The organism is Micromonospora sp. CPCC 205539 (assembly GCF_036906815.1).
Lineage (GTDB): Bacteria > Actinomycetota > Actinomycetes > Mycobacteriales > Micromonosporaceae > Micromonospora.
Genome location: NZ_JBAKHW010000030.1, coordinates 14,097 through 26,849, shown reverse-complemented (window position 1 = coordinate 26,849; position 12,753 = coordinate 14,097). Strand labels below are relative to the sequence as shown.

The 12,753-nt window shown below is 72.9% G+C and carries 12 protein-coding genes; 7 read left to right on the top strand and 5 right to left on the bottom strand.

What is annotated here, in order from left to right:
• Position 1 precedes the first annotated feature (1 nt).
• The 5 genes from V6V47_RS23690 to V6V47_RS23670 all read left to right on the top strand — a co-directional run bounded on the left by V6V47_RS23690 (position 2) and on the right by V6V47_RS23670 (position 4,785).
• Positions 2-670: a response regulator transcription factor gene (locus V6V47_RS23690; protein ID WP_200209675.1), complete on the top strand. Its 669-nt coding sequence runs from the start codon at positions 2-4 to the stop codon at positions 668-670.
• A gap of 186 nt (positions 671-856) precedes the next feature.
• A complete protein-coding gene (locus tag V6V47_RS23685; protein ID WP_334630523.1) occupies positions 857-1,666 on the top strand; it encodes an SAM-dependent methyltransferase in 810 nt (269 codons plus the stop codon).
• A 79-nt stretch (positions 1,667-1,745) separates the two neighbouring features.
• Positions 1,746-3,404 carry a putative bifunctional diguanylate cyclase/phosphodiesterase gene (locus tag V6V47_RS23680; protein WP_334630582.1) on the top strand — a complete coding sequence of 553 codons (1,659 nt, stop codon included), beginning with the start codon at positions 1,746-1,748 and terminating at the stop codon, positions 3,402-3,404.
• A 96-nt stretch (positions 3,405-3,500) separates the two neighbouring features.
• Positions 3,501-4,085 (top strand): TetR/AcrR family transcriptional regulator, encoded by a 585-nt coding sequence (locus V6V47_RS23675; RefSeq protein ID WP_334630522.1) that lies wholly within the window; start codon positions 3,501-3,503, stop codon positions 4,083-4,085.
• A gap of 31 nt (positions 4,086-4,116) precedes the next feature.
• On the top strand, positions 4,117-4,785 hold the full coding sequence (locus V6V47_RS23670; RefSeq protein WP_334630521.1) for a lysophospholipid acyltransferase family protein: 669 nt from the start codon (positions 4,117-4,119) through the stop codon (positions 4,783-4,785).
• A 25-nt stretch (positions 4,786-4,810) separates the two neighbouring features.
• Here the strand turns inward: V6V47_RS23670 and V6V47_RS23665 are convergent, their stop codons facing one another.
• The 3 genes from V6V47_RS23665 to V6V47_RS23655 all read right to left on the bottom strand — a co-directional run bounded on the left by V6V47_RS23665 (position 4,811) and on the right by V6V47_RS23655 (position 7,565).
• Entirely contained in the window at positions 4,811-5,935 is a 1,125-nt protein-coding gene (locus tag V6V47_RS23665) for a glycosyltransferase family 4 protein (RefSeq protein WP_334630520.1), read from the bottom strand.
• Positions 5,932-7,191: a M48 family metallopeptidase gene (locus V6V47_RS23660; protein WP_334630519.1), complete on the bottom strand. Its 1,260-nt coding sequence runs from the start codon at positions 7,189-7,191 to the stop codon at positions 5,932-5,934. Before V6V47_RS23660 ends, V6V47_RS23665 begins: the two co-directional genes overlap by 4 nt.
• A 155-nt stretch (positions 7,192-7,346) precedes the next feature.
• Positions 7,347-7,565 carry a hypothetical protein gene (locus V6V47_RS23655; RefSeq protein ID WP_334630518.1) on the bottom strand — a complete coding sequence of 73 codons (219 nt, stop codon included), beginning with the start codon at positions 7,563-7,565 and terminating at the stop codon, positions 7,347-7,349.
• Positions 7,566-7,892: 327 nt separating this feature from the next.
• Here V6V47_RS23655 and V6V47_RS23650 point away from each other — a divergent pair, with 327 nt between their 5' ends.
• On the top strand, positions 7,893-9,122 hold the full coding sequence (locus V6V47_RS23650; RefSeq protein WP_334630580.1) for an epoxide hydrolase family protein: 1,230 nt from the start codon (positions 7,893-7,895) through the stop codon (positions 9,120-9,122).
• Positions 9,123-10,076, top strand: coding sequence for a redoxin domain-containing protein (locus V6V47_RS23645; RefSeq protein ID WP_334630517.1), 954 nt, complete (start codon positions 9,123-9,125; stop codon positions 10,074-10,076). It abuts the gene before it with no gap.
• A gap of 126 nt (positions 10,077-10,202) precedes the next feature.
• Here V6V47_RS23645 and V6V47_RS23640 read toward each other — a convergent pair whose 3' ends face one another.
• Positions 10,203-10,907: a pentapeptide repeat-containing protein gene (locus tag V6V47_RS23640; protein ID WP_334630516.1), complete on the bottom strand. Its 705-nt coding sequence runs from the start codon at positions 10,905-10,907 to the stop codon at positions 10,203-10,205.
• Between the two features lie 324 nt (positions 10,908-11,231).
• Positions 11,232-12,677, bottom strand: coding sequence for an NYN domain-containing protein (locus V6V47_RS23635; RefSeq protein ID WP_334630515.1), 1,446 nt, complete (start codon positions 12,675-12,677; stop codon positions 11,232-11,234).
• Positions 12,678-12,753 lie beyond the last annotated feature (76 nt).

Here is a 12,753-nt window from a genome sequence, read left to right as displayed (position 1 = left end):
GATGACCACAAGTCCGACACCGGCCACCCGTACCAAGGTCCTCCTTGTCGACGATCACGACCTGATCCGTAAGGGCCTGCGCCACGCCTTCGAGCGCGACCGCCAGTTCGAGGTCGTCGGTGAGGCCGCCACGGCGGCGGAGGGGGTACGCCAGGCAGGCGCCCTGCAGCCGGACGTGGTGATCATGGATCTGCGGCTGCCCGACGGCAGCGGCCTGGAGGCCACCCGCGCGCTGCGGAAGTCCAGCTCGTCGATGGGCATCGTGGTGCTGACCATGTACGCCGGCGACGACCAGCTCTTCGGTGCCCTGGAGGCCGGCGCGAGCGCCTTCGTGCCGAAGACCGCCCCGGCCGACGAGGTGGTGGCCGCCGCCCGGCACGCCGCCTCCTCCCCCAGCGCGTTCACCGCCGCCGATCTGGCCGAGGCGATGAAGCGCCGGCTCGCCCCGTCCGGTCCGCAGCTCTCCCCCCGCGAGGGTCAGGTGCTGCGGCTGCTCGCCGACGGGATGAGCGTGGCCGGCATCGCCAAGCAGTTGTTCGTCAGCGAGTCCACGGCCAAGACGCACATCTCGAAGCTCTACGAGAAGCTCGGGGCGGCCAACCGGGCGCAGGCGCTGATGACCGCGCTCCGGCTCGGCCTGCTCGAGGCACCGGACGCGCCGAAGTTCTGATGGAGACCCGCTCGTCGAGCGGGGCGCCGCGACCCAGGTCCGCGCCAGCCTCTGGCTGGCGCGGACTTCGCATATCGACCGACGTCGGCGGCAACCTGGCGACAGGCTATGGTCTGGCGGGTAGGTCGGGGGCAGAATACCCGCGCGGGCGAGGATCCTCGCGTCGCCAATTCAAGGGGTGAGCGCATGCAGCGGCCGGACTGGGCACCCGACACCATCGACATCGAGCGCCCGAGCGTCGCGCGGATGTACGACTACTACCTCGGTGGCTCGCACAACTTCGCCGCCGATCGTGCGGCAGCCCAGGCGATGGTGGCCGCGGTGCCGGAGGCGCCGCTGATGGCGCAGGCCAACCGGGCGTTCCTGCGCCGGGCGGTGCACCACCTCGCCGACGCCGGCGTCCGGCAGTTCCTGGACATCGGCTCGGGCATCCCCACCGTCGGCAACGTGCACGAGATCGCCCAGTGGATCGACCCGCAGTCGCGCGTGGTCTATGTGGACGTCGACCCGGTGGCGGTCGCGCACAGCCGGGAGATCCTGGACGGCAACGACCGCGCGGTGGTGGTGCAGGAGGACCTGCGGCACCCGGACAAGATCCTGGCTCACCCGGACGTCCGTGGGCTGCTCGACCTCAACCAGCCGGTGGCCGTGATGATCGTGGCCGTGCTGCACTTCGTGTCCGATGAGGACCGACCGGCCGAGCTGCTGCGTACCCTGCGCGACGCGCTCGCCCCCGGCAGCTACCTGGTCATGTCGCAGGCCAGCGATGACGGGCGCAGTCAGGACGAGCGGTCCGAGGCGGAACGGGTCTACCGGCGCACCGACAGCCCGCTCTCGGTCCGCAGCCGGGCCGAGCTGACCGCGCTCTTCGACGGGTTCGAGCTGGTCGATCCCGGGGTGGTCTGGGTGCCGGAGTGGCGGCCGGAGACGTCGGAGAGCGCGGAGGACGCCGAGCGGGCGGTCTTCCTGGGTGGGGTCGGGCGGCTCGGTGGCTGATTCGCCCGAGGCGGCCTCCCGCCCGGGCACCTTCGCCCGGGCCTGGGCCAAGGCGGTCTCCGGCACCAGCTACCTGCCGATGACCCAGGCCCAGCTGGAGTCCCTGCTGCACCGGCTCACCGGCGAGTTGGCCGGCGCACTGCTCGCCGAGCGGTTCGACCTGCGTGCCGGGCACCGGGTCGGTGCCGAGATGGTCGCCGCGCACATCGCCTCCGCGGAGGGGCTGGGTCGTACCGTCGAGGTCATCCAGCTCCGGCTGGTCCGCGACCTGGGGCTGGTGGCGGAGGACGTCGAGGACCGGATGGCGCGGCTGCTGGCCGCCGTGGCGACCGGCTACGCCCGCGCGTTGCGGGACCGGACGCTCGACGAGCAGGAGGCGATCCGCCGGGCCGCCATGATGGCCCGCACACAGGCCGAGCGCGCGCTGCGGGCCAGCGAGGCGCGGTTCCGGCACCAGGCCACACACGACCCGCTCACCGGCCTGCCGAACCGGACGCTGTTCACCGAGCGGCTCGCCGCCGTGCTCGACGAGCCGGGCCGGGGCGCGGAGCGGCTCGGGGTGTGCTTCCTCGACCTGGACCGGTTCAAGGTCGTCAACGACACCCTGGGGCACCAGGTCGGCGACCGGCTGCTGACCGCGGTGGCCGAGCGGCTGTGCCAGGCCCTGGGCGAGCACCTGGTGGCCCGGCTCGGTGGGGACGAGTTCGTCATCCTGGTGGAACAGACCGGTGGCACCGACGACATGGTGAAGGTGGCCGAGGCCGCGCTGGACGCGGTTCGGACCCCGGCGCTGGTCGACGGGCACGAACTCCAGGTCTCGGCGAGCATGGGCATCGTGGAGCGTCAGGTGGCCGGTGCCAACCCCTCCGACCTGATGCGCGCCGCCGACAGCACCCTGCACTGGGCGAAGTCGGCCGGCGGGTCACGCTGGGAGCTCTACGACGCCGAACGCAACCGGCGCGAGCTGGCCCGGTACGCCCTCTCCGCGGCCATCCCGGCCGCCCTGGAGCGGGGCGAGTTCTACCTCGACTACCAGCCGCTGACCTCGCTACGCGACGGCCGGCTGGTCGGCGTGGAGGCGCTGGTCCGTTGGCGGCACCCGAAGCTGGGGGTGCTGCATCCGGACAGCTTCATCGGGTTGGCCGAGGAGACCGGCCTCATCGTGCCGCTGGGCGGTTGGGTGCTGGCCGAGGCGTGCCGGGAGGCGAAGGCCTGGTCGGTCGCCGGGGAGGATGCGCCGTTCGTGAGCGTCAACCTGGCGGTCCGGCAGGTGCACCGGCCCGGGTTGGTGCAGGAGGTACGTGCCCTGCTCCGACAGACCGGGCTGCCGCCGGACCGGCTCCAACTGGAGATCACCGAGAGCACCATGATGAGCACCGCCGAAGAGCCGGTGCGTGCCCTGCGGGTGCTGGCCGACCTCGGTGTGCGGATCGCCATCGACGACTTCGGCACCGGCTACAGCAATCTCGCGTACCTGCGGGATCTGCCGGTGACCGAGCTGAAGGTGGCCGGGGAGTTCGTGGCCGGGCTGCGGTCGCCAGCGGTCGGCCGTACCGACGAGCGGATCCTCGCCTCGCTGGTCTCGCTGGCGCACGCGCTGGATCTGACGGTGACCGCCGAGGGGGTCGAGACCGCCGGGCAGGCCGAGCGGTTGCGCGCGATCGGCTGCGACGCCGCCCAGGGCTGGCACTTCGGCCGACCGGCTCCCGCCGACCGGATCCTGGCCCGGATGCGCTGAGCTGCCGCGCAGCGCGTCCAACTCCTGGCCGACCCGGGTGCGTCCCGGGACCCGCCTGCGTAGACAGCGTCTACTACCTTCTGGTAGACAGTGTCTATGAGCGAGGAGACGGCCGGCGTACGAGCCCGGCTGGTGGCGGCCGGGGTGGAGCTGGTGCTGCACGAGGGCCAGTCGGCGGTGTCCCTGCGGGAGATCGCCCGCCGCGCAGGGGTGTCCCACGGGGCGCCGCGCCGCTATTTCCCCACCCACGTCGATCTGCTCTCCGCCATCGCCCGGGAGGGCTTCGCCGACCTCGCCGCCCGGGTCGACGCGACGATGCGCGACGCCGGCCCGGCCCCGCGAGCGCGACTCGCCGCGCTCGGCCGGACGTACCTCGACTTCGCGGCGACGCACCGCGGCATGTTCGAGCTGATGTTCCGGCACGACCTGCTGGACAGCGGCCGGCTACGGCTGCGTGAGACGAGCCTGCCGCTGTTCGCCGTCGTAGCCGACCTGGTGGCCCAGGTGCGCCGGCCGACCGACGCGCCCGCGCCGGTGCTGGCCGGCGCGCTCTGGGCCAACCTGCACGGCATCGCCCAACTCTGGGCCTGGGGCAGCCTGCCGCTGGCCACCGGCGCCGCCGACGACGACGCCCTGCTGCGCGCCGCGCTCGACGCCCACCTCGGCCCACTCCCCTCCTGAACCGTCGACCCCCGCACCCCACGGAGGACCCGTGCCCCTGCTGTACGACCTCATGAAGCTGACCGTCGGCACCACGCTGCGGCTGGCCTGGCGACCGCGCATCGAAGGGCTGGAGCACCTGCCCCGCCACAGTGGCGCGATCCTCGCCGGCAACCACCTGTCCGTCGCCGACGAGCTGTTCCTGGCCAGCGCGGCCCCTCGGCACGTCACCTTCTGGGCCAAGGCCGAGTACTTCACCGGCCGCGGTCCGGGTGGCTGGGTCAACCGGCAGATCGTCAACGGCATGGGCGCCATCCGGGTCGAGCGTGCCGGCGGCCGGGCCGCCCTCAGCGCCCTCGACGCCGCCGTGCCGGTGCTGCGCGCCGGCGGTCTGGTCGCCGTCTACCCGGAGGGCACCCGCTCCCCGGACGGCCGGCTCTACCGGGGCCGCACCGGAATGACCCGACTGGCCCGCGACGCCGGGGTGCCGATCGTCCCGGTCGGCGTGCTCGGCACCGCCGAGGTGCTGCCGGTCGACGCCCGGCTGCCCCGCCGGCACCCGGTCACCCTGCGCTTCGGCCCGCCGATCCCGGTCGCCGACCGGATCCACGGGCCCCGCGACATCCGAGTGGTCACCGACGAGGTGATGGCCGCGATCCAACAGCTCACCGGCCAGGAGTACGTGCCCCGCTACGCGCCTGCGCGCTCACCGGCCACCTGACCCGCGCGACGCGGCCAGCCGGCGGTCAGCCCGCGAGCAGTGCGGCCATCCGCTGCGCCTGCGCCTCCCAGCGCCACTCCCGCTCCACCCAGGCCCGCCCGGCCGCGCCCAGTTGACGGGCCAGGTCGCGGTCGGCGAGCAGCCGGGCCACCCGGTCGGCGAGTTGGGCGACGTCCCGACCGCCGACCACGTAGCCGGTCTCGCCCTCGCGGACCGCGTCCGGCGCGCCCCCCGAGTCGCCGGCCACCACCGGCAGCCCGGTCGCGGACGCCTCCAGGTAGACGATGCCCAGCCCCTCCACGTCCAGCCCGCGGTTGCGGGTGCGGCAGGGCATCGCGTAGACGTCGCCCGCCGCGTAGTGGGCCGGCAGGTCGGCCGCCGGCACCGACCCGGTGAAGACCACGTCGCGTTCCACACCGACCTGCCGCGCCAGCTTTTCCAGGGTCGCCCGGTACGGACCGCCGCCGACGATCAGCAGCGCCGCGTCGGGCACCCGACGGCGGATCTCCGGTAGTGCCCGGATCAGCATGTCCTGTCCCTTGCGCGGCACCAGCCGGGACACGCAGACCACCACCGGCCGGTCCGTCAGCCCCAGCCGGGCCCGGACCGGATCGCCGCTCACCGTCGGGTGGTAGGTGTCCACGTCGACCCCGGGCGCCAGCCGGCGCAGGTCGGTCAGCCCGTCCAACACCCGGGCCAGCCGGCTGCGGGTGTACTCGCCGAGGTAGGTGGTGACGTCGACGCCACGACCGATCCGCCGCAGCGCCGGCCGGGCGGCGGGCACCGCGGCCCACCCGACCTCGTGGCCGTGGGTCTGCGCCACCACGCGGCGCACCCCGGCCCGCCGACGCAGGCCGGCGGCGAGCAGCCCGAGCGGGGCCGCCGCGCCGAACCACACGGTGTCGCAGTCGTACGCGCGGGCCAGCCGGGCCGCCCGGCGGGCGATCAGCGGGGTGGGCAGCAGCACCTTGGTGCGCTCCCGGATGACCTCGAACGGTTGGTCGGCGTCGAACTTCTCGGCCCCCCGCCAGCTCGACGCGTAGACCACGACCGAGCCGGCGGGCTGACGCACCGCGAGGTTGTGCACGAAGGACTGGATGCCGCCGGGACGCGGCGGAAAGTCGTTGGTGATCAGCAGGGTGCGGCTCACCGGCCGGCCTCCCGGGCATAGGCGCGGGCGGCGGCCATCCGCTCCACGGTGGACGGGTGTGAGGCCGAGTAGAGGTATTCCCAGCGCGGCGGGTCGGGGTCGCCGAGGTTGACCGAGCCGAGTCGGCGCTGCATCGCCTCGAAGGCCGCCGGGTCGCCGGTGAGCGCGAGCGCGTGCGCGTCGGCCCGCGCCTCCACCCGACGGGACATCAGCGCCTGCACCGGAGCGGCGACCAGCCCGGTCACGGTGACCAGGGCGAGCAGCAGCGGAAACGCGCGCGGTTGGGCGACCGAGTCGACGTTGGCGAGGCGCAGCAGCGGCGCCCACGAGCCGAGCAGGTAGAGCGCCACCACTGCGGCAGCGGCACCCAGCGCCCCGGTCAACGTGCCGGCCGCGACGTCCCGGTCCTTCGCGTGCCCCAACTCGTGCGCCACGACGGCGGTCACCTCGTCGGGGGTCGCCTCGCGCAGCAGCGTGTCGTAGACCACGACCCGCCGGGTGGGCCCCAGACCCGAGACGTACGCGTTGACCGCCTTGGTGCGCCGGGAGGCGTCAGCGACCAGCACGTCGCGCACCGGAACCCCGTCCCGGGCGGCCATGCTGATCAGCTCGGTGCGCAACGGGCCCTGCTCCAGCGGGGTGAACCGGTTGAACACCGGCTCCACCAGCACCGGCAGCACGAATGACAGCAGCACCACGAGCAGGGCCGCGCCGCCGGCGCCGAACGCCCACCACCAGCGTGGGGCGAGCCGGATGACCGCGTAGAAGCCGAACAGCGCCACCGCTCCGATCACTGCGCTGACCGCGTACGACTTGAGCAGGTCGATCGCCCAGCCGCTCCAGCCGTTGGTGCTCAGCCCGTAGCGGGTGAGCACGCTCTGCCGCCAGGCGGAGAACGGGAGGGTCACCAGGTCGGCCACCAGCACCACGGCCAGCCCGCCCAGCACCGCCTGAGCGGCCCAGTGCCCACCGAACGGCCGGCCGACCACCTCGACCAGGCGGCTGCCCAGCGGAGTCAGCCCGAGAGCCAGGGCGACCAGCAGGCCGACGCCGAGCGCGGCGTACCCACCGGGGCGCAGCGCGGCGCGGAACTCCCGCCCCCGGGCCACCTGATCGGCCGGCAGGTCGCGCAGCGCCGCGAGCTGGTCGGCCCGGGGCGCCGGCGGCCGGTGCCACGGAATGAGCAGCGCGGCGACCACCACCAGCGCGACGGTCAACCCGGCCAGGGTCAGCAGCGCCCAGCCGCGCGGGGTCACCGGGACACCGCCGTACCCGTCGTGTGGCGGACGCTCTCGCCGCTGTCGGCGGGCCTGCCGTCGTCGCGCCGTACCCCGCTCATGCCGCCGCTCCTCCCGCCGTGACCGCCCATCCTATGGCCCGCGGAAAGCCCGGTCCGGGCGCGGTGCGGTGGTCAGGCCACCCGTCGTGGGGTGTGGCGGCGGGTGGCCTCGGCGCGGGCGGGCGTCGCCAGCACCTCGACGTCGAAGCCGGCCCGGGCGAGCACCTCGATCGCCCCGACCTCGGCGGCGACCAGCCCGGCGGCCGGGGACGTCTCGTCGAACAGGGCGGTCAGCAGGCAGTCGGAACAGTCGCCCTCCCGCTTCGCGCACCCGTCGCAGTCGATGAGCATCACGCCTCCTGATCGGCTCGCGGTGCCCGGCCGACACACTGTCGTCGCCGGCCGAGCACCGTCGGTCACATTGACGCTAGCCACCGGGTACGACAGAAACCCGGACAACCGCCCCGCCCCCGGCGATTGGGCTGGGATCAACTCGAGATCAGCGATACCGGGGTATCCCGATCGCCGGCCTACCCCGACATCACCGGCCCCGTATCCAGGCTGCCCATATTGCCGCGAGCACCGCTCGCGTCGTTCTACGCTCCGAAAAGATGGCGGCGTCGCGCAGGTCAGGCCCCGCTCGACCTCCCACGAATTCACATGGAGAGGAAGGCACGCATGGCTGTCAAGACCAAAGCGTCAACGGGCACCACGGAGATCCGGCCATTCTCGGTAGAGATCCCCGAGGCGGACCTTGAAGATCTGCGGGCACGCGTCGCGGCCACCCGGTGGCCGGACAAGGAGACCGTCAACGACCTGTCGCAGGGCGTGCCGCTCGCGACGATCCAGGCACTCGCCCGTTACTGGGAGAAAGAGTACGACTGGCGCAAGGTCGAGGCGAGGCTCAACGCGTTGCCGCAGTTCATGACCACGATCGACGGGCTGGACATCCACTTCATCCATGTCCGCTCGAAGCACGAGGATGCGCTGCCGCTCATCGTCACGCACGGCTGGCCCGGGTCGGTCATCGAGCAGATGAAGATCATCGAGCCGCTCACCGATCCCACGGCCCACGGCGCGAACGCGTCGGACGCCTTCCACCTGGTGATTCCGTCGCTGCCCGGCTACGGCTTCTCGGGCAAGCCCACGGCTTCCGGTTGGGACGCCCAGCACACCGCGCAGGCCTGGACCGAGTTGATGAAGCGCCTCGGATACACGCGATTCGTGGCGCAGGGCGGTGACTGGGGCGCGCTCGTCGTCGACCAGATGGCTGTGCAGGCGCCGCCGGAGCTGCTCGGCATCCACTCCAACATGCCCGGTGCGGTCCCGCCCGACATCGACACGTTGTTCCAGTCCGACATCACCGGCGCGAACAACGCGTCCGGCAAGCTGCCGTCCGACCTCTCCGCCGACGAGAAGCAGGCGAGCAAGGCGCTGGACTACATCTGGAAACACGTCGCGTACGCCCTCATGATGCAGACGCGCCCGCAGACACTCACCGGCCTGGCCGATTCGCCCGTCGGGCTGGCGGCCTTCCTGCTCGACCATGACATCCGCAGCCTGGACCTGATCGCGCAGGCCTTCGCCGGGAAGGCCGGCGGTCTCTCTCGCGACGACGTGCTCGACAACATCACGCTGTACTGGCTGACGAACACGGCGATCTCCTCGTCGCGCCTGTACGCGGAGAACGCGCTCTCGTTCTTCGCCGCCAAGGGCAACATCAACATCCCGGTCGCCGTGAGCGTCTTTCCCGACGAGCTCTATCCGGCACCACAGAGCTGGGCCGAGCAGGCGTACCCCAACCTCATCTACTACAACAGGCTCGACAAGGGTGGGCACTTCGCGGCCTGGGAACAGCCGCAACTCTTCTCGGAGGAGCTGCGCACCGCGTTCCGATCGCTTCGCTAGATGGGCCTCTCCGACCGTCTGCACCTGCCCTCGTTCGGCGGGGCGACCGAGTGGCTCAACTCCGAGCCGCTCGGTCCCGCCGAGCTGCGCGACCGCGTCGTCCTCGTCAACTTCTGGACGCTGACGTGCATCAACTGGCTCCGAACGGAGCCGTACGTCCGGGCGTGGTCGCAGGCCTACCGCGACGACGGGCTGATCGTCATCGGCGTGCACACGCCGGAGTTCTCGTTCGAGCACGAGGTCGACCGGATCCGACCGGCGGTCGCGGCGCGCGGCATCGACTACCCGGTCGCGGTCGACAACGACTACGGCGTCTGGACCGCCTTCGACAACCACTACTGGCCGGCGCTCTACTTCGTCGACCGCGACGGCGTCATCCGCGACCACCACTTCGGTGAAGGACGCTACGAGCAGTCCGAACGCGTCATCCAGCAACTGCTCGGCATCGAGCGCGACCTCGTCGACGTCGAGGGGTTCGGCCCGGAGGCGGAGGCCGACTGGGACCATCTGCGGACGCCCGAGACGTACCTCGGGTACGGACGCGGTGCGAACTTCGCGTCACCCGACGGCGCGGCGCTCGACGAACCCCGCAACTACCGGCTCCCCGAGAGCCTGCGCCTCAATCACTGGGCGCTCACCGGGCAGTGGACGATCGGGTCGGAGAGGGCCGTGCTCGACCAGGCCGGCGGAAGCATCGCCTACCGGTTCCACGCGCGCGACGGGCACCTCGTGCTGTCCCCCGGAGCCCACGAGCCGATTCCCTTCCGCGTGCTCCTCGACGGCGAGCCGCCGGGCCTGTCGCACGGCACCGACACCGACGAGAACGGCGACGGTCTGCTCCGGGAGGGGCGCCTCTACCAGCTCGTCCGTGAACACGACGCGGTCCGCGACCGGACCCTCGAGATCACGTTCGATGCGCCGGGCACCGAGGCGTACGCGTTGACGTTCGGCTAGCCCTCGACGTGGACGGTCGGAATCGGGGCTCGGGTCGTCAACCTGCCCGGGTGACGGCCGGCGCAAGACCTCCTGCGTGCCGAAAGCGCGGTACGACAAGATCCGGTTCGGTGACCGCTTCGGGGGCTAGGGGCCCGCGGTGTCGTCCTCGATCTGGATTCCCAACGCGCCCGCCAGGGTGAAGGACAGGGCGGCCAGATCCTGCTGGGCGATGATCGCACCAGCCATGCTCGTCACGCCGCCGATGCCGACGAGGTCGCAGTTGGCGAACCGCGTGCCATCCAGCGTCGCCTGCGAGAACTGCGCGCCCGTCAGGTCGCATTTCTCGAATCGCACACCGCTGAGGTCGGCGTTCTGGAAGTCGGCACGGGTCAGGTTGCACCCGTTAAACACGACGCTGTGGAAATCCGTGAACCGGAACGAGGACAGGTCGAGCCGACAGTCCGTTATCGTGACGTCCCGCAGAGCCCCGTTGACCCAGTGCACACCCGTCATCCGCAGCGTCGTCAACCGCGCCCGCACCATCGACGACCGCTCGGCCCGCAGGTTCGCGAGATTCGTGCTCTCGAACAGGCAGTCGGTGAACGTCGCCCCGTCGAGCCGGGTGCTGCTCAGGTCGGCCCTCTGGAACCGGCACTGCTCGAACTCCACGGCGTCCGCCGAACGCCCGGAGAGGTCGAGGTCGACGAAGCCCAACCGCCGGAACGTGGCCTCGGTCTCCAGATCATGATCTTCGAGGGTCGCCAGGTCCAGCTGGGCCGGAGGCCGAGGTCGTAGCGGCGCGCGTACCTGCGATCTACCGCCACCTCGCCGCGAAGGCCGAACAGCCACCCCCAAACGCTAGCCCACCCCGCACCCCAGACCCGGGCCACCCGTCACCGTGGTGGTGCGTGCCCCCCCGGCGCGTCGATCTAGGGCATATCGTCGTGACTCGAGATCAACTCACAGTGATAGACCCTAGATCGGCGCGCGCTCGGGTGCCCACGCGACGGCGCGCGCTCGGGTGCCCACACGACGGCGCGCGCTCGGGTGCCCACGCGACGGCGCGCGCTCGGGTGCCCACGCGACGGCGCGCGCTCGGGTGCCCACGCGACGGCGCGCGCTCGGGTGCCCACGCGGCGGCGCGCGCGAGTCGGGCGAGCCGGCCGGAGGCGGCTAGGAGCGGGCCAGCCGCCGCAGCAGCGAGTCGGCCCCCAGCGGGTAGGCCCCGTGGCGGCGTACCCCGTCGGCGACCTCGCGGTCCGACGAGACCACGACCACCGGACGGCCCGACGGCTCGGCGCGGACCAGGCGCCGGATCAGCTCGTCGGCGGTCTCGCCCTTGCGGGAGAAGAGCACGCGTACGCCGCGCGGCGCGGGCGGCAGCCCGTGCATCCGCTCCGCGCCGTCGAAGACCACGGTGACCTCGTCGCCAGTCTGCGCGGCGATTCCGCCCAGCCCGGTGATGAGGCGTTTGCGCTGCTGCTCCAGCGACATCTCGCCGAAGCCGCGCTTCGTGACGTTGTAGCCGTCCACCACCAGGTGGGCCCGGGGCAGGGCGAGCAGTTGGTCCAGCCGGGCCGGGTCGTCGGTGTCCCGGGCGCGCGCGGCGGGCCCGGCCGGCGCGGCGCCTGGCTGCTCGGCGAACGCGTCGGCGACGAAGTCGGCGGGGAGTTTGTCCACCGGATCCAGTGCCAGCTCCCGGCGCAGCCCGACAGCGGCCTGACCGATGGTCTCCAGCAGCAGCCAGAGCCGGGCGTCGTCGACCGAGCGGGCCTCCTTGGCGCTGGCCCGGGCGACCCCGGCCGCCGACTCGGCCTCGGCCAGGCGGGCCCGGGCGCGGCGCAGCTCGGCGTCGACGTCGGCGCTGGCACGCGCGGCGCGGCCGCGTTCGGTAGCCAGCAGCTCGGTGGCCTTGCGCTCGCGGGCCTGGGTCTCGCGCAGTGAGCGGGCGAGCTGGCGGGACTCCTCGCGGAGCTGGCCCAGCTCCTCGCGGACCCGGGCCACCTCGTCGCGGAGCTTCTCCGCCTCCACCCGGGCCACCGCCCGGTCGTGCTCGGCCCGGGTGGCCCGTTGCTCGGCCTCGCGGACCAGCTCGGCGACGACCGCGCTGTCCGCCTCGGCGCGGACCGCCGCGCCGCTGGCGTCGATCAGCTCCCGCCAGCCGCGCGGCCGGGCCAGGTACGCCAGGGCGGCCACCTCGACGGGGTCGGCGGCGGCCGGTGCGGTGCCCTCGACGACGGCTGCGCCGAGGTCACCGGCGTCGGCCAGCACCCGGGCGGTGACCCGCTGCCGAAACAGCGGGTCGGCGGTGAGCTGGGCGGCGATGACCGGCGCGCCGAGCCGGGCCCGGCGGTTCGGAGCGAATTTGGCCACCCGACGCAACGGCACCGGGACCTCGTCGGCGGGCAGCCCGGGCAGCACCGTGGCGGTCAGCGCCACGATCCGCTGTCGGACCGGCTCGGGCAGGGTGGGCTCCGGCTCGATGATCACGGGCCCGTCACCCGGGTCGAACGCGGCAGCGGGGTCGAACGCAGCGCCCGGGTCGCCCATGGCACCGTCACGTGCGGCGACCGGATCCTCCTGCGGGAGGTGGTCGTCGGACGGCTCGGTGAGGGGCATGTGGCAAGTCTCCCACCGCGACCGGGCCCACCGCCCGGTGAGTGAGCCGATCTCTCATCCTACCCCCATGCTTACT